Raw genomic sequence first — 18731 nt, forward strand, 5'->3', positions numbered from 1 at the left:
GATCATTTGACGGTAATGCGCCCGTCAAGCTCGGGCACAAAGCCCGGTCCGGATTTGGCCAGATATTCGGCAAGTACATCCGCAAGGTCCGGACCGAAGTCATAGGCCTCGGTCGCATTGGTCGCAAAGATCTTGTAGCCGTCTCCGCCGCCGCGCATGTAGTTGTTGGACACCACGCCATAAGTGGCGGCCAGGTCGATCGGCTTCCAGGCATCGCCGTCGCGGACCTGCACATCAGAAATCCGCTTGCCGACTTCGGCCTTGGGATCGACCGTATATTTCAACCCCGCAACCTGCGCGAAACGGCCCGCTTTATCGTCATACTGGCTCGCCCCGTTTTCCAGCGCCGCGACGATATCCGCGCCCTTCAACTTGAAGGTCGACAGCGTGTTCTGGAAAGGCAGGACCGACAGGACTTCGCCCATGGTCACCGGCCCGGCATCGATCGACGCGCGCAAGCCGCCGCCATTCGCGATGGCAACCGTGACGCCCTGCGCCTTGACGCGATCCAGCATGGCGTCGGCGACAACCACGCCCATCTCGCATTCCTTCTGACGGCAGGTTTCGCGGCTGCCGTCGATTGGGGCCTTGGTTTCGGCGACCAGCTTCTGCTTCAGCTTTTCGATAGGAGCGGCCATTTCCTTGACGCGGGCGGCGAGGGTCGGATCCTCGGCGATTGAGCCGTCCAGCAGGATCGGCTGCCCCTCGGCCTTGATCAGCTTGCCGTTGTCATCCCAGGTCAGCGTCAGATGGCCTAGATATTTGCCGTAGGCATAGGCTGTCACGATCGGCACTTCTCCATCCGGCCCCTTTGCAACCGTCGGATACGGACCTTCCGCTCCGTCCATATCGCCCAGAAGCGTATGGCTGTGACCGCCAATCAGCGCGTCAATGCCGCCGACCTCGGCAACGATTTCCTGATCGCGCTTGTAGCCCTCATGGGTCAACGCAAGGATCTTGCTGACACCGGAATCGGTCAGCTCCTGCACATCGGCCTTGAGGCTGTCGATGTCGTCCTGGAAAATCACCTTATCGCCGGGCGAGGCAGTTTCGGGCGTGTCCATCGCCAAAGCCGAAACGATGCCGATCTTTTCGCCACCGACCTCTAGCGTCAGCTTGTCACCAACCTTGCCCTTCAGTTCCGGCGACTGCGACAGGTCGAGATTGCCCGAGATAACCGGAAACTTGACGCCCTCGGCCAGCAGTTGCAGCCCGGCGGGTCCGTCATCGAACTCGTGGTTACCCACCGCCATCGCGTCGAACCCGATCGCGTTCATGAACTCGACCGTGTCCTTGCCCTTGTAGGTCGTATAGAACAGGCTGCCCTGATACTGATCGCCTGCATCCAGGACGACCACGTTCTGCCCCTCGGATTTCAACTGGTTGCGCAGCTCGTTGATCTTGGTCGCCAGCCGTGCCACGCCTCCGAAACATTCGTTCTTGGCCAAGGTCTCGGCGTCGCAAGTCGCGTCATATTTGTTGATCGACTCGATCCGACTGTGGAAGTCATTGATATGCAGGACATGCAGCGTGTAATCCGCCTGCGCTGCGCCCGCATTCAGGGCAAGGCTTGCCACAGATACCAGAAATGCGCGTTTCATCATTCCCTCTCGTCGCCGAAAATTGTTCGGGCCGAGCTTAGGGATGGGTCGTCATGCGTCAACCATTGAACGGCGCGCGCTTGACTCTTGACGAGGCGGCGGACCGGGAGCATGAACCGCGCCATGCTGATCTATAAAGTCCTTCGAGAACCCGAGTTCGCGGCCTTTCGTCGCGACGGTCACACTCACGGTGCCCCGGTCGATCTGACCGACGGCTACATCCACTTGTCCACGGCACAGCAACTGCCCGGAACGTTGGCCAAGCACTTCGCGGTCGAAGACGGGTTGCACCTGCTGGCGCTGGACTCCGAGGAGTTGGATAGTATCCGATGGGAGCCCTCGCGCGGCGGCGACCTGTTCCCGCATCTTTACCGAGAGCTGCGCGCCGATGACGTGATCTGGTCGCGCCCTATCGCCCTTGGCCCAAACGGTCACGAAACCGGAGACCTCGCATGAACCTGATCGAGCGGATCGGCCTGTCCTCGCTGCATTTGCTGGACCCCGAAAAGGCTCATGACTTGTCGATTAAGGCACTGGAGCGCGGACTAGTGCCGCTGCCCGGCAAGCCTGCGACCTCGGATCGTCTGCGCTTGCGATTGGCGGGGCTGGAGCTTGCAAACCCGGTCGGGTTGGCCGCCGGCTATGACAAGAACGCCCGCACCCTGCCAGCGCTAATGCGTGCAGGATTTGGCTTTGTCGAGGTCGGCGCGGCTACCCCGCGCCCGCAGCCCGGCAATCCCAAGCCGCGCCTGTTCCGGTTGACCGAGGACCGCGCGATCATCAACCGTTTCGGCTTCAACAATGAAGGTGCCGAGCGCATTGCAGAACGGATGGCGCGCCGTCCCAATGCCTATCCGGCCGGCATTCCGGTCGGCCTGAACATCGGAGCGAACAAGGACAGCGCTGACAAAAGCGCCGATTTCGCCGCCGTGGTCCGCGTGGCCGGGGAAACCGCGGACTTCCTGACGGTGAACGTCTCATCGCCCAACACCGAAAAGCTTCGCGATCTTCAGGGACCGGAGGCACTGGCCGCTTTGCTGGATGGGGTCATCAAGGCGCGTGACGCACTGCCGAATCGCCCGCCCGTCTTCGTCAAGATTGCTCCCGATCTGGACGATGCGGGATTGGCCGACATCGCCGCAGTCGCCTTGGCAGCACCGGTCGATGGCATTATCGCGACCAATACGACGTTATCGCGTGAAGGGCTGATGTCGGCTCATGCACCCCAAACCGGCGGTCTCTCCGGTGCACCGCTGATGCGTCCCTCGACACATGTCTTGGCCAAGCTTAGCCAACTGGTCGCCGGACGCCTGCCGATCATCGGTGTAGGGGGGATTTCGTCGGCCGAGGACGCATGGCAGAAGCTGCGCGCAGGGGCCTCGGCGGTGCAGATCTATTCGGCGCTGATCTATCAGGGCTTCTCGCTGGCCGACCGGATCGCGCGTGAACTTGACGACCGGCTGGCTCGCGAAAAGATCACCCTGCCCGAGCTGACCGGCAGCGGCATCAAGGATTGGCTCTAGGGCGGCATCGCCCTAGAACAGGTCTTCGCGACCCAGAAGCTGATTCATGCTGTTCGACGGATCGGCGCAGCCCGCATCGCCCACGATGCGGGCGGGAACACCTGCCACGGTCTTGCAGGGCGGTACATCCATCAGGACGACCGACCCCGCAGCGATCCGCGAATGGTGTCCGATCTGCAGGTTGCCCAGAACCTTGGCCCCTGCCCCGATCATCACGCCGTTGCCGATCTTGGGATGACGGTCGCCATCCTCCTTGCCGGTCCCACCCAGCGTGACCGAATGCAGCATGGACACATCATTGCCGACAACCGCTGTTTCGCCAATGACGATGGAATGCGCGTGGTCGATCATCACGCCGGTTCCTATGCGGGCCGCCGGGTGGATATCGACGCCAAACACCTCCGAGCAGCGCATCTGCACGAAATAGGCCATGTCGTGGCGGCCCTGCTGCCACAACCAATGCCCGATCCGGTAGGATTGCAGGGCCTGATAACCCTTGAAGAACAGGATCGGCTGCATCAGCCGATGCGTTGCCGGATCGCGGTCATAGACCGCAAGCAGATCAGCCTTCGCGGCCAATCCCAGTTCGGGCGCGCAGGAAAACGCGTCATCCGCGATTTCCCGCAGGATCTGTTCGCTCATCTCGCGTGAGGCAAGCTTGAGCGAGAAACGATAGGCCAGCGCCGCCTCGAAGGTGGAATGGTGCAGCAATCCGGCATGGATCAAGGCACCCAGCAGCGGCTCGTCCCTGACGGCGATCCGTGCTTCGCGCTGGATCCGCGCCCAGACCGAGACGCGCGATCCCTCGCCCGTCTCGTCCGAAAGCGGTTCGACCATCTCGTTATGCAGGTTCATCGCGGGCCGTCCGTCCATGAGTTCAGGACAGGATTTTAGCTTAAACCCGCGGCAGCCGAAAGACCCGCTCAATTGGGCAAGCGCAACTCCCACCAATGGATGACGATACGGACCACTCCACCGGTGAATTGCCCCCCTGTCGCGGTCAACCGCAGGGGAGTCGCGTTCCAGAAGGTCATCGGGGCCGAGAGGATGCCCCGCGACCAGGAACCCACGCCTTTGCCCAGCCCCTCTCCGAAACGGTTTGTGGAATCCGCATTGCCAAGCTGCCATGTGCTCAGCGTCCCGGTAATCGCCGTCAGAACCCGCGCTGTTGCTCCGATCACCATGGCCCCTGCCGGGATGCTGATACTGGTCGTGGTCGAGGTGCCGGTGCCCAGCGTCAGGTCTTCGGACAACTGGTTTGCGATCATGCCCGAACCGTGTTGGCCCAGACTGACGGCACCCAGAACCCACGCAGTCCCGTCATGGATCGTAATCACCCCCCTATCGGCGACAAGGGCACGTCGCCCGAAAACGGGTTTCACGAATACCCAGCCGCCGTTTGAACCGATGGCGACATTACCGCCCTGCCCCTCCCATGCGTTGATGGCGCCAGCAGGTACGGCCCAGCATTGCCCGTCCACAACAACGGTCGGCGGCGTACTGCGTGTCGTGCTTTGCAGAACCAAGTCCACCATCCCGTCCAGACGCATCAGCGCGTCGTTCACCGTGACATGCTTCTGTGCCTGTGCCGGTTGCAGCAGAGGCAAGCCCAGATTGGTGGTCGAGTTATCAGACATTGATCGGCATCCTCGCAAAGGGTCCCGGCCCGAAGGCATCGGAGAGTTGAGCGACTTCCACGACAAAATTCCCGCCAGCGCGGACCGCAGCCCATGTCGCGGCGGGTACGGTCCAACGGGCGGCGTCGGTCAGCGATTGCGCAAGCACGGCCCCATCGCGCACCAGCCTGACCGAGTAGCGTTCTTCGGCCTCACCCAGGGGAACATCGGGACCGTCCCAGCCGTCGCCGTCGATCCTCGTACGGCGGATCCAACTGATGGTCGTCCCTGAGACCGCCAGATGGCAGGGCGACAGGGGTCGCAGGCCTGCGCCTCGAAATGCCCCAGCCACGGAACGGTAGCTAGGGTCGTCGGGACTGCGCGTCGCCGGACCCACCCGCCAATAGCGCATCTGATTGCGCGCGCTGGGGGCCAGTTCAACCTGCTCGGCCGCACCGTCCAGCAGTACGACCATGCTGCCCGAGGGCCAGACATTTGGCATGAATGCGTCGGTGCCTGCCTGCCCGCGCAACCGGGTCGATATCTCCCACGTGCCCGCCGAAATCAGCGTCGCATCGCGAAACTGCAGCAACTCCCACCCTTCGGGCGAGCCATCGCCAATGGCCAGCAGGTTTGCGCCACTGCGCAACGCGGTTTCGGTCGCAGCCTCCAGCGTGCCACCCTTGACCTTTACCCGCAGCGGCGCACCCCGGTCCCACACACCGGGACGCGCGGCGGCAAGCGGCGACAGCGTCACCCCGATGACAGACGGCGTGGGAACCACGATGTTGCGGGCATAACCGCCCGTACTTTCTGGTGCGACCCAGACCGCCACCGAACCTGGCCAAGGCGTTGCAGTCACAGCCAGATATGGTGCATGAGGCTCCTCGTCGCCCCTGAGCAGCGGCAGGTCCAGAAACACCGGCAGAACCGGAACGGGGGGCGCGAAGGCACGCGCACGACTATCGCTTTCGACCGAGACTGAGGGGCGATAAACTGCGGGCTCGACACGAACTGCGTCGACCGTCAGCGCGCCTGCTCGCTCAAGCCGGTCAATCCGCCATCGACGAGTATTACCCTGCCGATCAGCCATCGACACGACATCCCCCGGCCCCAGATGTCCCTTTGACGGCGGCAGGGCAAAGCGCATCGTATCCCTCGCCACCAGCGTTTCCGACAGCCAACGATCGGTCATCGCCTGTCCATCGGCCCGCGTCATTGCCATTGGCAATTCGCTATCCGACACGGCAAGGAACTCAGCGCCGGGAACCAGTGTCTCGGCCGTCCGCGTGGAATAATCGCTTTCGGCCTCGACATGGGTCAGCCGGACACGACCGGGCTGCTCGGCATCGCCCGATCGAGCAAGCTCGATACCAGACACATCGTCAGCCTCAGCCGTATCATTCATCGTCAGCTTGGCGTCGACGCGGGCATCGCGCATCATGAAACGCAGGACGCCGTCCCTTTCGACCGCATCGAAGCCATGCGCGAGCATCAGCGGTTGCAACGCGGCACGCCCGCTTTCCGCACCGCTGATCGCATAGCCGCGCACCAGTCCCGAAAGCCCCTCGGCGTCAAATGCGGCGACACCTGCCTCGGCGCAGATTTCGGCTACGACATCAGTCAAGGGCACGGCCCCGGCACGGCCATTCAGCCAGTGACCACGCTCCCATGCGGGGCCATCCGACCAGACATCTCGGCGCGCCGGGAAGGCAGGGAACGGCCGGGCATCCCAGCACCAGACATGAGCGCGATCCATGTCGATCATCCGACCCGCAGTCGTCCGCCCGCGGGCAGCACGGGCCGGGTTATTTGCCGGATCCGACCAGAACTCGGTCATGGCGCGGACATAGGCTGCCTGGACCAGATCATCGCGCCGCCCTGTCGAAAACCAGGGCAACGACGATTCCGAACTCATCGCATCAAGGAATTTGTTGGGCTGGTTCGTGCCCTTGTCGATCGCCGCACAACCCATCTCGGTGAACCAGACCGGTTTCGAACCGGGCACCCAATCACTGGGCTGCGTCAGGCGTCGACCACCCACCCGGTCGTGGTGCTCGTTCAGCCACCAGTTCCGGATATCCTTGAAACGCCACAACCAATGTTCGTGGAACTGCCCGTCCCGGATCGGGCTTCTGACCTGCGCCAGCCGGTCCTCGTCCCGCGCATAATACCAGTCGTAGCCCTCACCCCCGAGGATATTGCTTTTCAGATAGGCCGAATTGTCGATGCGCTCCCAATGGGCGTCCAGATGGTCTTCGCCCTCGCGCCAGTCCGACAGCGGCATGTAATTGTCGATGCCGATGAAATCGATGTTCGCGTCCGCCCAAAGCGGGTCGAGGTGAAAGAACACATCGCCATTCGCCGGGTGGTATCCGAAATATTCGGACCAATCAGCCGCATAGCCGATCTTGACCGCATCCCCAAGAACGCCGCGCACATCAGCGGCCAGTCTGCGCAACTCCGCAACAGCGGGAAAGCTTGCCCCCTCGCCTTGGATCTGGGTCAGCCCGATCATCTCCGAGCCAATCAGGAATGCGTCGATCCCGCCCGCAGCCGCACATAGATGAGCGTAATGCAGAATGAAGCGGCGATAGGACCATTCATCCGGCCCCGAATAGCTGATCCGATCACCCGAGCGCGTGAAATCGGCGGCCCGCGCGGTCCCGAAAAACCGCAAAACCTCTTCGGTTGCAGTTTTGGTTCCGGCAGGACTACCGGGCCGACCCGCCGCAATGCTGCTGGTCATCCGGCCACGCCATGGCATGACCAGCTGATCGGAGGCCCCGCTCCACGGGTCAGGCTTACCGTTGCCGGATAGCTGTTCCATCAGAATGAAAGGATAAAAAACTGCCTTGCGGCCATCCCCCGCAATGGCCCGCAAGGCCTCGATGACCGATCCGTCCGAAGGTGTTCCGCCATAGACAGGCCGTCCGTCGAGCCGAGCGACCTCCATCGCGTCATCGCGGTCAATCCCGCCTGAACGCCAGCCCATTTCGCGACCATCGCGGGTCGCGTCCTCGACCTTGGGTCGGATTTGGCACTGACCAACACGCAGATCATCGCCAAACCAGGACACAACCAGCGACACCGAGCCGACATTCGGCAGCTCTCGACCCAGCGTGCGCATCGACGCTTCAAAATCGGTCGGCGCCAGAGGCGTGTTGCGGTTGACCACCTGCGTTTCACCCAGACCGAAATCATGGCTGACCGGAGTCGTGGCCAGCGAATACTCGCCCGTGCCGGGGATCATCGCAACCGCCCTGACCTCACGCGAAAGCCCGCGTCCCTCACGTGCGGCACGCGTCACTTCGAAGGACAACTGCGGCACGCGGTTTCCCCAGCGCTCAAGCCCCAGATCCTCCAGCACGACATAGGCGATGCCGCGATAGGCCGGGGCGTCGTCACCTTCCTGCGCGCGGATGGCCGGATCGGGCAGCTGCTGTTCATCGCCTCGATAGACACGCATGTTCAGCTCATCCGGCGCGACCTCCTCGCCGTCCGCCCACACCCGTCCCACGCCAAGGATCGGCCCCTCACATAGGGCCAAGGCAAAACTCAAGCGATAGCCAATCTCGGTCCCGCTGGGCGACGAGCCTTTGCCGCCACCCTGTTTGCTGCGCACCTCGACCAACGGTCCGGCCCAGATCGTGTGACCCGGTACGCGCATCTGTCCCCATATCCGCGGAATGGGTGTGCCCTCGCCCGCGGTCTGGATCCGCATGCGATCAACCCGACCCGTTTCGACCGCCTTTGATCCCGATCCGAGCAGCCGTTGATCTAGCGCCCGGCCAATGGTCGCGCCGACCGCACGGCCGATAACGGCCCCCGACAGGCCAAGGACAGTGCCACCGAAACCTGCACCCAAAGAGGCACCGGCGGCAGCCAGCAGTAACGTCGCCATTGCGCTTATCTCCGCTTAGATCGTTGGCGGGAACCTGAACCTTCCGGCGATCCGTGACCGCCAGGGTGCCGATAGCGGGCTTTCCACCACGCCATGCCGGTCATAGGCATGGATGAAGCTGGCCTCGGCTCCGGTTTGCGCCAGAATTCCCATATGCTTCGCGATGGCCCCCGATCGCATGCGAAAGATCAGCACGTCGCCGGGGGCTTCGTCAGAGGTGGGACGCAGAAAACGCAGCGCCCCACCGATCAGCAATTCTTCATCATCCGTTTCGCCCCAGTCGGGCGTATAGGCTGGTAGCACCATCGGCTCGGCACCGTGAAACTCGCGCCAGATACCCCGGATCAGGCCCAGACAATCCGTGCCTGCCCCTTTGGCCGAGGCCTGATGGACATAGGGCGTGCCGATCCACGAACGGGCCGCAGCCACGATCGCTGCACTCATCGGTTCACCTGCGGCGCGATCAGCCAATCCTCGGGCGGCAAATGAGGAAAGCCCCTGAAATTCATGAAATTCAGAAACTTCAGACGGCACGTTTCGGCGCGTTTGTCACAGCCGGTGATCAACCTGACACGGTCACCGGGCTGCGGATGCAGCCCAAGCCCGCTCCAAAGCTCAACCTCACGCGGCCCTCCGGATTGAGGCAGATCCAGCTTGACCACACCGCGCAGGCCCTCTGCAGCGCCAGACTGGACGATCAACTCACCGCGCTCAAACCACCGCGCCTCGTGCCCGGCAATGCCCGTCAGCCTGAAACTCTGCCCCTCATCATGGCTGTGGATCACACCCTCGGCCGAGTAGCCGGGCTTTTCAGTTTGAAAGCAGCAACGCCTGTCACCCAATTCGGCTGAACAACGCGGATGATAAACGCGGCCCTGCGTGCGGTTCAACGGCTCGGAGAGCCCACGCAATTCCGCCTTAAAGGCGCCGCCGCTTCGCGACACTTCTCCCAATCTGCCGCGAAAGATCAGCCTGCGGTTCGAGGGATTGCTCCAATCGACATCCCATAGACGCACATCGGCACTGTCCCAGCGTCCTGCCAGCAGATCAACTTCGGTGATGGCCCCGTCCGACAGGACGCCGACCGCTTCGGTATTGTCGACCGAAAGCCCCGAGGACTGGACCACCGCCTTGGCGCTCAGCCCGCATTCAGGACGAAATGAAATCCCCTCGAACTCCAGCACCCGGTCGTGATCGGTAAATCCCAGAACCAGTCCGTCCTGACGGGTCACGCCCCATGCGCGTGCAATTGTCTCGCCCTTCATATCCGCACCTCGATCACCGGGACCTGAGGCAAATCGCCCGCCTGAAACGACGACACCGAGACCGCGATGCGGTCTGTATCGAAGCGCACCGGCACTTCGAACTCGAACCCCGCAGTAATTTCGGCCCCGTCCTCGGGCGGCGCGCTGAAGGTCAGCGTGCCGGTCGCGGGGTCGACATTGAAGTCCACCGTGTCGCGCAATTCGATGCCACCGACAGCCATCAGCACCGTCCCCGCCACCGGCTTCACGATAGGTCGCCAGTAGCGGGCCGGCCCGGACTGATAGGATTTGCGCAGCGCGAAGCTCCTCCGCACCCCGTCACCGCGTCCGATCTGCTGATCTTGCGGACCCGGCGCCGCGCTGGGGGTCGAAGATTTGAAATCCGCCCAATCCTTCCAGCGAAATCCATGCAGCTGACCTGCACGCGCTTCGAAGAACGCAATCAGTCTTGCCACGTCGTCCAGCGACCGCAGCCCCATCCCCGCGTCATAGCGCCGCCGAGAGTGGGCCCAAGGTGTGCTGCGCTCCTCGTGGCCATTCGTCAGCGCGACAATCTCGGTGCGCCGTTCCGGTCCGCCCAGCGAGCCGAATGACAGGTTGGCCGGAAAACTCACCTCGTGAAATGCCATGTCTCACCTGTTCCTTTCGCCCTGCGCCAGCACGCGGCCAAGCTGCGCCGCCATCTGCGATTGCGACCTCTGAAAGCCCGCGACATCGGGGGTCGAGATGTTGAATGTGACGTTCACGGGCCGACCGCCCCCCGCCGAGGCGACGCCCAGCTTGCCATCCGCACCTCGACGCAGCGGCATGATCGCTTCGGGCCCGGCCTCACCCATCAGCCCGGTCGCGCCGCGCATCGGGAAATAGGTCGGCGAACCGACCACGCCGCCCTTGGCAAAGGGCATTACCCGCCCCTGCGTAAAGGCCCCGCCATCGGCAAAGGGCATCGCGCCCGAAACCAACCCCGTCACCCCTTCCGAGATTGCCCCGGCCAGCGCCTGATTGACCGGCTTCATCGCCAACGAAAAGGCCGTGTCCACCATGCTGCGCGCGACGGTCTGCAAGGCATCGGACAGCTTCGCCCCGTCCAGCACCAGACCGGCAAAGGCCCTGCGCAACCCGCTGCTGATCCCCGAACTCAGTGAGTTCACCTCGCGGCCGGTAAACAGCATGGATTCGCGCAGGCGGCTCAACTCCTGTTCGAATGCCGCCGTCACCTGTCCACTGTCGCTTATGGCACGCTCATACAAGCTGCTATCGTCTTCCCCCAGATCCACCACCGGCACTCCTTTGAACTGTCAGCTATTTCCGCCCGGCGGGCGCGGCGCATCGGGATAACGCGCTGCCAGCTCCGCCAGGCGGTCCCGCGTCATGCCGGCAGTGACGCTGGCTTCGATCCCCAGCATCAGGGCCAGTTCCGCAGGCGTCAGGGACCAGAACATCGCAGGTGTCAGCCCAAGACCGCCCATCCGTTCCGGCCCCATTCCCATCTTCATGAGACCGGGCCAATCAAGCCCTCGCATCCTCAGACGCCATCGGAACGAAAGGCGCGTCCCAGCAGCTGCGCCGCCAGATGCGCCGCCTGAACCGGCCCGCCCCGCAATTCAGCGGCAAGAAACTCATCCATGCCGCCCGCCCAACCACCGCCGCGCAGACCCGCAACCAGCACCGCCATCACGTCGCGGCTGGAAAATGACCCGCCCTCAAACCGCTCGATCAGCGCGATCATGCTGCTGGCTCCCAGCGTCTCCTCAAGCTCGGCCAAGGCGCCCAGCGTCAGCTTCGCCGAATGGGCCGCACCGTCCAGCCAGATCTCGACCTCACCCGCCCAGGGGTTCACCATTTCAGAGCGAGACGAAGCTGAGCGCGCCGGCGCTTGCCAGGGAAATCTCATAAGTCGCCTCGCCATTATAATTGCCGGAATATTCAAGACTGGTGATCTGGAACGGTCCCTCGACATTGCCAAAATCCGGGATCACCACCTGAAAGCGCGGAACCTCACCGTCGAAAAACACCTGCCGCGCGCGCTCATCGGTCGTGCCATCCCGAAACACCCCCGACCCCGAGATCGAGGCCGAACGCACCCCGGCACCTCCCAGAAGCTCGCGCCAGCGGCCTTCGCTTTCGATGCTGGTGACATCCACCGTCTCGGCATTGAAGGAAATCCGCGTCGCGCGCAGACCCGCGACCGTTTCGAAATGCCCGTCGCCGGTCATGTCCATCTTGATCAGCAGGTCGCGTCCTTGCTGCACCGCCATGTCGTTTCTCCTCAACCCAGATCAATGCGCGCGCGAAAGGTCAGATCGACCCGCCGTCCAGCGCCGTTTTCAGTCCGCTTCGCGCGGGACCGCAGAAACCACAGGCCGACCAGATGCCCCCGGCCCAGAGCAAGCGCCGCGCCTTCCAGCGCATCCGTCACGGCAGCCGCAGCCATCTTGACCCCGCTAAAGCCAGCCCCGGCCCCTGACAGGACCGAAACGGTGAAGTCATGAGCCGACCCCGCCCCCGTCGCGTCACCCGCGTCGCGGACATCATCCTGGCCCAGCGCGACATGCGTTCCAGATGGTGCCTCGACCGGCAGCGCATCATAGATCGCGTCCCCGACAAGCAGGCCCAGCCCCTCATGCTGCCGCAGCGCCCGATAGACGGCGGCCTGAAGCGCAACCGAAGCCGCAAAGCTCATGCCGCCACCTCCTCTTTCGCGTAACAGACCAGATAGCGCTGGCCGGGGTCGGTCTCGGCCACGGCCTCGATGCGAAAGCTTCGCCGGGCGGCACCCGCGCCCAGGGACAGTCGCTGCCCCGCCCCCGGTCGTCGTGGATCGCCCCCACGCGCCGCCCGGACGGTAATCCGCCAGACGACAACGCTTTGCGCGCCAAGGCCATAGGACTGTTCCCCACCTGAGCCCGCGCGCATCTCGGCCCAAACGCGACCGACCCGCTTCCAGCCCTGAACAAAACCACCCATGCCGTCGGACACGCGCTCTTGCGCCTCAAGTTCCAGCGGGATTATCAGACGCGGGGCCTTCATGCCCGTCCGCGCAACTTGCCGCGCCCTCCCAGCACCCGGACCGCGCGCCAGCGTTCGATCAGCGCGCTGACACCGAATGGCATGGCCGCCTGCGAACCCTCAAAGCTCCGATCTTCGTAATAGCGCGCCGCCAGCAGAAGCACCGCCTGCGCCAGATCGGCGGGAACCGCACTCCAGGCCAGACCGAAACCGGCACGGAACGTGATCGTCACAAAGCCCGCATCAGGAATGACCGGCAGAAAGGCTGATCGCGGCATCAGCAGCGGACGCTGCATGTCGGGCAGCAGACGCCAACCCGCCGGATCAAGTGTGGTGACCTTCCCGGCGCCATTGTCGATCTCGATCTGATCGACCGAAGCCACGGGAGCCAGCGGCAAGGGTTGGCCCTCGGGGTCGCGCCAGTCGTCCAGCCGCAATCGGAACTGCCGCGACAGCAGCACCTTGCCCGTGCGCGCTTCGATCGTGGCGATGGCCGCGCGCAGGAACCCTGCAAGCGCCGCCGTCTCGGCCGGATCAGCCGCGATGTCGAAGCCCGACCCCAGCCGCAGGTGATCGCGCAACTCCGCCACCGGCACATCCGCCGCCGGGGCCGTCAACTCCACAAGCATCATCTTGGAACCTCGCCTCTCGTGCCGCGCGGAAATCTTCGGATTCAGATCGGGGCCGCGCAGATCCACTCTCGCGCGCGCGGACAGTTGCTCAGCCGGTCAAGTGGACAGGCGATGCGCGGCCCCCTCCGGCCTCAGATCAGCCGAAGATCATCAGCTTGATCGCGCGGGCATCGGTCACACCGCCGCCAACGCGCTTGGTCGCATAGAACAGGACATGCGGCTTGGCCGAGAAGGGATCGCGCAACACCCGCAGATCAGGCCGCTCAACGATCGTGTAGGCCGAGGTGAAGTCGCCGAACGCGATCGAGGCCGAACCGCTGGCAATGTCGGGCACGTCCTCACACAGCAGCACCGGATAGCCCAGCAGCTGCGGAGGCTGCCCCATCGCCAGCGAGTCCGACCACAGGAAACGACCATCGGTATCGCGCATCTTGCGCACCGCTGCTGCAGTCTTCGAGTTCATCACGAAGTTCGCATTGGCCCGGAACTGCGCGGACAGCGCATAGACCAGATCAATCAGCGCATTGGCCGGATTGGTCGCCGCGAAATCGCCGGTCGCACCCGAAGGGATCGTGCCGATCTGCACATTCGTCGCCGAGGCATTGGCCGCGCGGGCATGAGTCAGAAAACCCTTGGGCTTGTTGACCCCGTCGCCGCTGATAAAGGCGGTGGCTTCGGCACGGGCGAATTTCTCGGCGATGCGACCGGCCAGCCAGGTCTCGACATCGAAGGCCGCGTCATCCAGCAGGCGCTGGCTGGCCTTGGGCATGGCCGACAGCTCATGCACCGGGATGACCACACGCTGCACGGTCGAGGTGCCGGTCTCGGCCTGCGCGGTGGCCTCGGTCGACCAGCCGCTGGCGATGTCGCCCATATCGACCAGCATCTCGAAATTGGCCGATTCCACGGTCACGACATTGGCGACGCGACGCAGCGAGGCAGTGACGTTCAGCGCCTCCTGCACCTGCAGCGCCACGGTCGGTGCGGCAAGGAAACCACCGTCGCTGGTGGTGGACATGGCCTTGCCTTCCATCGGCAGGCCACGCAGCGCGTCGTCGTCGCCGTGGCGGATATAGGCGTCGAACGCCTTCTGATGCGGCGCACCGGCATCGGCCTCGACCGAGAGGGGCGCGCGCGAGCGCAGGATGGTTTTGCGGTCCAGCATGGTCATACGTTCTTCCTGTGCTTCCAGTCGTTTCTGAATATCCGTGCGGAATGCCTTGAGTTCATTAACGAACCCCAGCATTTCGCTTCCCAGGTCGCCGGGCATGTCCGCCCCGGCCGCGGCTTTCGCCTCGGTCATGGTCCCCTCCGTTGCGATGAACCTCATTCGGCGCGCAGCGCCATGGTCGCGGCGCGGAACGCCGCCGCCATCTCAAGAGCCCGGTCGGATTTGCGGCCGACCTTGGCCTCGGCCAGCATCGGAAAGGTGACCAGCGACACCTCCCACAGCTCGACCTCGCTCAGCAGGCGGCGGCCCTTGCCGTCGCGCTCTGCGGAAATGGTGCGATAGCCGATCGACAGCCCGTCGATCGCGCCCGCGGCGATCAGCGCCGCCGCCTCGCGGGCCTGTGCGATCTCGGGCAGAAGCCGCCCCTTGACCCACAGGCCCTTCTCATCCTCGCGGATCTCGTCCCAGACGCCGATGGGCCGGGTCGGATCGTGCTGCCACAGCATCCGAACCTTGTCGCCCCGCGCCGCCAGCCGCTTCAGACTGGCCGCATAGGCGCCCTTCTGGACGATGTCGCCGCCTTGGTCGGTCAGCCCGAACAGGCTGGCATAGCCCTCGATCTGCGCCCCGTCACTGACGATCTGCGCGCCAGCTGCGTACTTCAGCTCCAGCCCGTAACTGATTGATTCCACGTCACCCTCCTTTCGGTCCGAATTGCAGGATCGACTGCACCGCTTGGGTCAGGATGACGGCGACTACGCCATAGACCGTCATCCACAATCGCCGCTCCAACCCCTCGATCAGCGCCTCGATCCGCTCCAGCCGGCGCTCGACCTGCCCGAATTGCAGCGCCATGATCCGGTCCTGCGTATCAATGCGCTGGTCGTGCCAGTCGAAGGGCTCCTTGACGAAACGCGAGCCCTCCATTCACCCCTCCATCGCCAGCGGAGGCAGGCCCAGCGCCACGCGCTTCTCGGCCTCGGTCAGGAACGCCGCCTCGCCGATACGCCGCCATTGCTGGTCGCGCTCTTCGGCCAGCGCCGGAACCTGATCGGGATCGGCCCGCAGATCGACTTCGGCGTCCAGATGTTCGCTTAGCCACCAGGCCAGAGCACTGGCCACCCGCGACACCAGCGGCAGCACCGTCAGCCGATAGAAGGCCCGGTGCGCCTCGGCGTAATTGGCATAGGTCGCTTCGCCGGGGATCCCCAGCAGCATCGGCGGCACGCCGAAGGCCTGCGCGATCTCGCGCGCGGCGGCCTGCTTGGTTTCCTGAAACTCCATGTCGCTGGGGCTGAACCCCATCGGCTTCCAGTCCAGCCCGCCTTCCAGCAGCATCGGCCGCCCGGCATTGCGCGCGCCCTGATGATGCATCTCCATCTCGGTCACCAGCCGGTCATACTGGTCCGGTGACAAACTCCCCTGCCCATCCGCCCCCTTGTAGATGATCGCCCCCGAGGGCCGGGCCGCATTGTCCAGCAACGCCTTGGACCACCCCGAGGCGCTGTTATGGACATCGACCGCAATGGCCGCTGCCTGCATCGGCGACAGCCCGTAATGGTCATCCAGCGGATGAAAACTGCGGATATGGCAGATCGGATCAGGGCTGCCGGTCATATCAAACCGATAGCTCCGCCCGCCGACGCCATATTCATAGGCGACCGGCCAACCATCGGCCCCCGGAACGATCGACATCCGATCCGAGCGCAGTACATGCAACTCGGCCGGCAGCCCCTTCGCCCCTTCGCCCACGGCTTCCAGATACCCGCTGCCCGACAGCAGGATCTGTCCGATCAGCGCCTCGAACAGCTCGGCCCGGCCCTGCCCGGCATTCGGTCGTCGCAGCAGGTCCAGCACCGGATGCATGTCATAGCGCCGCTCTCGGTCCTGACAGATCAGCGGCACCGCCGCTGCCGCCTCGGCGATCAGCCGCACGGCGCGGAAGCCCACCGGGTTGTTCACGAAACCCGACCGGGTCAGCGACACCGTATCCCGGGGCGACCAGACCACCCGTCCGGACCCGGCGGCCAGGGCGACCACCTTCCCGGTCGCGCTGGCCTTCTTCTCGACTTCAACGGGGGCGGCAGCGGCCCGCCCGAACCAGGGAAATGCCATCGGCTCCTCCTGAAATCCCAAGAAAAAAGGGCCGCTCTCGCGACCCGTCTTTTGTCTCGTGCAACTAACCCACAGGGCCCCAGCCCCCAGCAGAACTACAGCCCCCGCACCTGCGGACGCCGATAACTGGCTGCTGGTTCGATCATCAGCTCATGAATCGCCCAGACCAGCGCATCCAGCCGGTCGGGCGAGCCCTTGCCCTCATAGCCCCGCACGGTCATGCGACACATCTGGTCCTCCAACGTGCCAAGCCCGCGCAGGTGATGGATGCGCCCCTGCTCGTAAAGCGCGGCGACCGGCTCGGCACGCAGCCCTTTGCCCCGCCCCGCCCTCAGCGCCCGGAACGGCACCAGAGGATCAATCTGCCGGATCACGCTCTCGACCAGATCGCCGCCCTGGTTCACCTCGGCCACCAACCGCTCGGCGCCATGTCGGTCCATCGCGGCAATGGCGGCCCGCGCCCAGTCGGTCGGCCCGCCCCGGATGGTGGCATCCTCCAGCACATAGCCCCGCCACGAAGTCACCGGCCCCTCGGCCACGACGCCCGCTACCATGATCCCGCATTCGTCCGCGCCTGCCCCACCTGTCACCGCCGGATCGACGGCGACGACGATGCGGGACAGGCGCGGCGCGGCATCCAGCCGACACGCCTCGATGGTCTGGGTCGTCCACAGCGCACCCTCGACATCGTCCAGCAGTAGGCCCTCCAACTCCTGCCGCCCCAGCCGTGTCCCGGCATAACGGCTCTCGACCTCGGCCAGAAAGCTCTCGGCCAGATAGGCGCGGTTCGCTTCCGTCGGTGCATGCGTCGTCACGGTCGAGGCATTGCCCAGAATCCGCTTCAGCACCGCCACGTTGCGCGGCGTGGTGGTGACGACCTGCTGTGGATGCTCGCCCAGCCGCAGCGCGAATTGCAGCATGTCCCAGCTGTCCTCGGCCTTCTTCCACTTGGCCAGTTCATCGACCCAGGCCGCATCGAATTGCGGACCGCGCAGCGCCTCGGGCTCATGGGCCGAGAACACCTGCGCGGTCGCACCATTCGGCCAGACCAGCCTGCGCCGCCCGGCTTCCCATACCGGGCGGCGGTCAGGCGGCGAACAGGCCAGAATGCCCGAATCGCCAAAGACCATGACGTCGCGGGCCTGATCAAAGGTCTCGCTGACCAGCGCCACCCGCTGTGCGCGGCCCGATGCCTCGGGTGTCGCGCCCTCGACTTGGGCGCGCACCCATTCCGACCCGGCGCGGGTCTTGCCCGCGCCGCGTCCACCCATGATCACCCATGTCTTCCAGTCGCCCTCGGGGGGCAGCTGATGCGGCAGGGCCCAGAAATCAAATATCCATGGCAGCGCCGCCAAGGCATTGTCGCTGAGCCCGCCAAGGAAGTCGTCAACCTCCTGCGGCCCCGCGCAAGCGAGCCAGCCTGCGCCCGATTTCATCTCGTGCCGCGGCAAGGTCGAGTGCGCCTGCACCGACATTTCCGGCAGCGTCCTTGCGAAGCTTGTCAACCTTGCCCCTTTCCTCCAGCACCATATGGGCCGCGGCCCTCAGGTCGCGAACCAGTCTGCCGGATTCCTTCAACTCATCGGTTTCACCCGCCTGGATCTTCAGGCGCAGCTTGTGCAGATCCACCGCATAGGATCGAAAGATCCCGTCCGCGATCTCCAGAACATCCGTGTCAGACGCCAGATCGACGCCGGGCACGTAAGGCCCTTCCGGAGCGCCCGGCCCCGGATCGAAGTTCATCGTCATCGTGTACCGCCCTGCCCTCGTGTGCTGTCCGCACGAGCGAGACATGAAAAAAGCGGCCCAGGTCATCGACCCGGCCGCTTGCCCATTTCTCCCAGCATGTATACTTTCTACTTCAGGGCGTTCGCTAAGTCAACGATAAACCCAAA

The 18731-nt window shown here is 64.3% G+C and carries 22 protein-coding genes; 2 read left to right on the top strand and 20 right to left on the bottom strand.

Translation table 11 applies throughout. The annotated features are described in order from the left end of the window. Positions 1-2: 2 nt before the first annotated feature. Positions 3-1601 carry a bifunctional metallophosphatase/5'-nucleotidase gene (locus tag GL300_RS02225; RefSeq protein WP_155037933.1) on the bottom strand — a complete coding sequence of 533 codons (1599 nt, stop codon included), beginning with the start codon at positions 1599-1601 and terminating at the stop codon, positions 3-5. A gap of 111 nt (positions 1602-1712) precedes the next feature. On the opposite strand from GL300_RS02225, the gene GL300_RS02230 reads away from it, so the two are divergent. Both GL300_RS02230 and GL300_RS02235 read left to right on the top strand, forming a co-directional pair. Continuing rightward, positions 1713-2057, top strand: coding sequence for a DUF952 domain-containing protein (locus GL300_RS02230; protein WP_343042884.1), 345 nt, complete (start codon positions 1713-1715; stop codon positions 2055-2057). Beyond that, positions 2054-3124 carry a quinone-dependent dihydroorotate dehydrogenase gene (locus GL300_RS02235; protein WP_155037934.1) on the top strand — a complete coding sequence of 357 codons (1071 nt, stop codon included), beginning with the start codon at positions 2054-2056 and terminating at the stop codon, positions 3122-3124. The genes GL300_RS02230 and GL300_RS02235 overlap by 4 nt, the downstream gene beginning before the upstream one ends. Positions 3125-3136: 12 nt before the next feature. On the opposite strand, the gene cysE is transcribed toward GL300_RS02235, so the two are convergent. The 19 genes from cysE to GL300_RS02330 all read right to left on the bottom strand — a co-directional run bounded on the left by cysE (position 3137) and on the right by GL300_RS02330 (position 18585). Beyond that, on the bottom strand, positions 3137-3961 hold the full coding sequence (gene cysE / locus GL300_RS02240) for a serine O-acetyltransferase (protein WP_370576828.1): 825 nt from the start codon (positions 3959-3961) through the stop codon (positions 3137-3139). A gap of 86 nt (positions 3962-4047) precedes the next feature. Beyond that, positions 4048-4761, bottom strand: a complete 714-nt coding sequence (locus GL300_RS02245; RefSeq protein WP_155037936.1) for a DUF2793 domain-containing protein — start codon at positions 4759-4761, stop codon at positions 4048-4050. Further along, positions 4754-8644, bottom strand: a complete 3891-nt coding sequence (locus GL300_RS02250) for a baseplate multidomain protein megatron (RefSeq protein ID WP_155037937.1) — start codon at positions 8642-8644, stop codon at positions 4754-4756. The genes GL300_RS02245 and GL300_RS02250 overlap by 8 nt, the downstream gene beginning before the upstream one ends. A 15-nt stretch (positions 8645-8659) precedes the next feature. After that, positions 8660-9088, bottom strand: coding sequence for an NlpC/P60 family protein (locus GL300_RS02255; RefSeq protein WP_155037938.1), 429 nt, complete (start codon positions 9086-9088; stop codon positions 8660-8662). Beyond that, positions 9085-9909 (bottom strand): DUF2163 domain-containing protein, encoded by an 825-nt coding sequence (locus GL300_RS02260; protein ID WP_155037939.1) that lies wholly within the window; start codon positions 9907-9909, stop codon positions 9085-9087. The genes GL300_RS02255 and GL300_RS02260 overlap by 4 nt, the downstream gene beginning before the upstream one ends. Beyond that, on the bottom strand, positions 9906-10538 hold the full coding sequence (locus GL300_RS02265; protein ID WP_155037940.1) for a DUF2460 domain-containing protein: 633 nt from the start codon (positions 10536-10538) through the stop codon (positions 9906-9908). Before GL300_RS02265 ends, GL300_RS02260 begins: the two co-directional genes overlap by 4 nt. Before the next feature lie 3 nt (positions 10539-10541). Then, the gene (locus GL300_RS02270; RefSeq protein WP_155038538.1) at positions 10542-11180 is read right to left on the bottom strand and encodes a phage tail tape measure protein; all 639 of its coding nucleotides are present in this window, start codon (positions 11178-11180) and stop codon (positions 10542-10544) included. A gap of 27 nt (positions 11181-11207) precedes the next feature. Then, on the bottom strand, positions 11208-11432 hold the full coding sequence (locus tag GL300_RS02275) for a phage tail assembly chaperone (RefSeq protein ID WP_155037941.1): 225 nt from the start codon (positions 11430-11432) through the stop codon (positions 11208-11210). 2 nt (positions 11433-11434) lie between these two features. Beyond that, on the bottom strand, positions 11435-11752 hold the full coding sequence (locus GL300_RS02280) for a gene transfer agent family protein (RefSeq protein WP_155037942.1): 318 nt from the start codon (positions 11750-11752) through the stop codon (positions 11435-11437). Position 11753: 1 nt separating this feature from the next. Then, complete coding sequence (locus GL300_RS02285; protein WP_155037943.1) at positions 11754-12167, bottom strand: phage major tail protein, TP901-1 family; 414 nt, start codon at positions 12165-12167, stop codon at positions 11754-11756. 11 nt (positions 12168-12178) lie between these two features. After that, entirely contained in the window at positions 12179-12592 is a 414-nt protein-coding gene (locus tag GL300_RS02290; RefSeq protein WP_155037944.1) for a DUF3168 domain-containing protein, read from the bottom strand. Next, positions 12589-12939: a head-tail adaptor protein gene (locus GL300_RS02295; RefSeq protein ID WP_155037945.1), complete on the bottom strand. Its 351-nt coding sequence runs from the start codon at positions 12937-12939 to the stop codon at positions 12589-12591. Before GL300_RS02295 ends, GL300_RS02290 begins: the two co-directional genes overlap by 4 nt. Next, positions 12936-13550: a head-tail connector protein gene (locus GL300_RS02300; RefSeq protein WP_155037946.1), complete on the bottom strand. Its 615-nt coding sequence runs from the start codon at positions 13548-13550 to the stop codon at positions 12936-12938. The genes GL300_RS02295 and GL300_RS02300 overlap by 4 nt, the downstream gene beginning before the upstream one ends. 136 nt (positions 13551-13686) lie before the next feature. Then, positions 13687-14853: a phage major capsid protein gene (locus tag GL300_RS02305; protein WP_155037947.1), complete on the bottom strand. Its 1167-nt coding sequence runs from the start codon at positions 14851-14853 to the stop codon at positions 13687-13689. Between the two features lie 23 nt (positions 14854-14876). Further along, positions 14877-15404 carry an HK97 family phage prohead protease gene (locus tag GL300_RS02310; RefSeq protein ID WP_343042901.1) on the bottom strand — a complete coding sequence of 176 codons (528 nt, stop codon included), beginning with the start codon at positions 15402-15404 and terminating at the stop codon, positions 14877-14879. 10 nt (positions 15405-15414) lie between these two features. After that, a complete protein-coding gene (locus GL300_RS02315; RefSeq protein ID WP_155037948.1) occupies positions 15415-15648 on the bottom strand; it encodes a GTA head formation protein, RCAP_rcc01685 family in 234 nt (77 codons plus the stop codon). Then, positions 15649-16836 (bottom strand): phage portal protein, encoded by a 1188-nt coding sequence (locus tag GL300_RS02320; protein ID WP_155037949.1) that lies wholly within the window; start codon positions 16834-16836, stop codon positions 15649-15651. A 95-nt stretch (positions 16837-16931) separates the two neighbouring features. Further along, on the bottom strand, positions 16932-18272 hold the full coding sequence (locus GL300_RS02325) for a DNA-packaging protein (RefSeq protein WP_155037950.1): 1341 nt from the start codon (positions 18270-18272) through the stop codon (positions 16932-16934). Beyond that, the gene (locus GL300_RS02330; RefSeq protein WP_155037951.1) at positions 18223-18585 is read right to left on the bottom strand and encodes a permease; all 363 of its coding nucleotides are present in this window, start codon (positions 18583-18585) and stop codon (positions 18223-18225) included. Before GL300_RS02330 ends, GL300_RS02325 begins: the two co-directional genes overlap by 50 nt. Between the last annotated feature and the right edge of the window lie 146 nt (positions 18586-18731).

It is taken from the genome of Paracoccus litorisediminis, from assembly GCF_009711205.1.
Taxonomy (GTDB): Bacteria; Pseudomonadota; Alphaproteobacteria; order Rhodobacterales; family Rhodobacteraceae; genus Paracoccus; species Paracoccus litorisediminis.

Bases quoted from the DNA above. Each gene is read 5' to 3' on its own strand.
- GL300_RS02225 (WP_155037933.1), bottom strand. From the start codon at position 1,601: ATGAAACGCGCATTTCTGGTATCTGTGGCAAGCCTTGCCCTGAATGCG.
- GL300_RS02230 (WP_343042884.1), top strand. From the start codon at position 1,713: ATGAACCGCGCCATGCTGATCTATAAAGTCCTTCGAGAACCCGAGTTC.
- GL300_RS02235 (WP_155037934.1), top strand. From the start codon at position 2,054: ATGAACCTGATCGAGCGGATCGGCCTGTCCTCGCTGCATTTGCTGGAC.
- cysE (WP_370576828.1), bottom strand. From the start codon at position 3,961: ATGGTCGAACCGCTTTCGGACGAGACGGGCGAGGGATCGCGCGTCTCG.
- GL300_RS02245 (WP_155037936.1), bottom strand. From the start codon at position 4,761: ATGTCTGATAACTCGACCACCAATCTGGGCTTGCCTCTGCTGCAACCG.
- GL300_RS02250 (WP_155037937.1), bottom strand. From the start codon at position 8,644: ATGGCGACGTTACTGCTGGCTGCCGCCGGTGCCTCTTTGGGTGCAGGT.
- GL300_RS02255 (WP_155037938.1), bottom strand. From the start codon at position 9,088: ATGAGTGCAGCGATCGTGGCTGCGGCCCGTTCGTGGATCGGCACGCCC.
- GL300_RS02260 (WP_155037939.1), bottom strand. From the start codon at position 9,909: ATGAAGGGCGAGACAATTGCACGCGCATGGGGCGTGACCCGTCAGGAC.
- GL300_RS02265 (WP_155037940.1), bottom strand. From the start codon at position 10,538: ATGGCATTTCACGAGGTGAGTTTTCCGGCCAACCTGTCATTCGGCTCG.
- GL300_RS02275 (WP_155037941.1), bottom strand. From the start codon at position 11,432: ATGCGAGGGCTTGATTGGCCCGGTCTCATGAAGATGGGAATGGGGCCG.
- GL300_RS02280 (WP_155037942.1), bottom strand. From the start codon at position 11,752: ATGGTGAACCCCTGGGCGGGTGAGGTCGAGATCTGGCTGGACGGTGCG.
- GL300_RS02285 (WP_155037943.1), bottom strand. From the start codon at position 12,167: ATGGCGGTGCAGCAAGGACGCGACCTGCTGATCAAGATGGACATGACC.
- GL300_RS02290 (WP_155037944.1), bottom strand. From the start codon at position 12,592: ATGAGCTTTGCGGCTTCGGTTGCGCTTCAGGCCGCCGTCTATCGGGCG.
- GL300_RS02295 (WP_155037945.1), bottom strand. From the start codon at position 12,939: ATGAAGGCCCCGCGTCTGATAATCCCGCTGGAACTTGAGGCGCAAGAG.
- GL300_RS02300 (WP_155037946.1), bottom strand. From the start codon at position 13,550: ATGATGCTTGTGGAGTTGACGGCCCCGGCGGCGGATGTGCCGGTGGCG.
- GL300_RS02305 (WP_155037947.1), bottom strand. From the start codon at position 14,853: ATGACCGAGGCGAAAGCCGCGGCCGGGGCGGACATGCCCGGCGACCTG.
- GL300_RS02315 (WP_155037948.1), bottom strand. From the start codon at position 15,648: ATGGAGGGCTCGCGTTTCGTCAAGGAGCCCTTCGACTGGCACGACCAG.
- GL300_RS02320 (WP_155037949.1), bottom strand. From the start codon at position 16,836: ATGGCATTTCCCTGGTTCGGGCGGGCCGCTGCCGCCCCCGTTGAAGTC.
- GL300_RS02325 (WP_155037950.1), bottom strand. From the start codon at position 18,272: ATGAAATCGGGCGCAGGCTGGCTCGCTTGCGCGGGGCCGCAGGAGGTT.
- GL300_RS02330 (WP_155037951.1), bottom strand. From the start codon at position 18,585: ATGACGATGAACTTCGATCCGGGGCCGGGCGCTCCGGAAGGGCCTTAC.